Origin of the sequence: Aphanothece microscopica RSMan92 (assembly GCF_046613545.2) — a bacterium.
In the GTDB taxonomy this organism is placed as follows: domain Bacteria; phylum Cyanobacteriota; class Cyanobacteriia; order PCC-6307; family Cyanobiaceae; genus NIES-981.
The window spans coordinates 1-824 of sequence record NZ_JBKKKY020000252.1 but is presented as its reverse complement, the minus strand read 5'-3'; the positions used below and the strand labels follow the sequence as shown (position 1 = coordinate 824).

The following is an 824-nucleotide window of genomic DNA, read 5'->3' as shown; positions in this document are numbered from 1 at the left end:
CGGTCGTCGCCCCGAGGGGCTTCCAGATCGAGCAGCGCATTCATCCGGCCGCGATAGACCTGATCAGCCTTGCCGCGGCAGGCCACGCGCAGCGCATGGCTGGCCCCCAGCACGCGTACAAGCGCGGCCAGCGCCGGCTCGTATCGCTGCGACTGGCGCGCGGCCGTCACGCGTGGATGCACGGCCGGGGGCGCGGGCGCCGGAGCGATGGCGGCCCGCGCGCGGGGGAGCGGGGCGGCCTCAATCGCGGGCGGTTCGGCCTCTTCCGCTGAAGACGGCTCGACGGCTGGCGGTGCCGGAAGAGTGGGCTCTTCAATACCCGCTGGCAAGGTTTCCGGCGGCGGCTGGGCCTGGGTCCACCCCGCCGCCGGGGTCAGCGCGGCCAGCGCCAGCCCCAACCAGACCCCTATTGAGCGGCGATCTGAGCAGGGCTTGCCGCGGCCAGGCGCGAGAGGCGCGCGATCGACTCGTGGGCTTCCGCCATGATCCGGGCGATGATCTCGCGACACGGCAGAACCTCTTTCACGCCCCCGGCGGACTGACCCATGGCGAAGCACGATCTGTCGGCGTCCAGCCCGTCGATCTGGCCGCCGATTCCCCCCATAGCGTTGTTCTGGTGGGAAATCATCGCCTGCACCGGAAAGGGCTGGATGTCCTGCGGGCGGCTCTCCCAATCGAGCACATAGGGATTGGTCTTCACCCGCATCGGCTTGCCCGAATAGCAGCGGGTTCGCACGGTGGCGTCGTCGGTCGCAGCCAGAACCGCGTCCTTGTACATCTGACCGGCATGGGCTTCTTCCGACGCAATGAAGCGGGTGCCCATC

2 protein-coding genes are annotated in these 824 nt (G+C 69.8%); both read right to left on the bottom strand.

The features are described from left to right. The coding region (locus ACLD7X_RS17305; protein ID WP_411424930.1) for a DUF2385 domain-containing protein at nucleotides 1–398 on the bottom strand (398 nt) is incomplete at its 3' end. Nucleotides 399–406: 8 nt separating this feature from the next. Beyond that, a partial coding sequence (locus ACLD7X_RS17300; RefSeq protein ID WP_411424929.1) for an NAD(P)H-dependent flavin oxidoreductase occupies nucleotides 407–824 on the bottom strand: 418 nt, incomplete at its 5' end.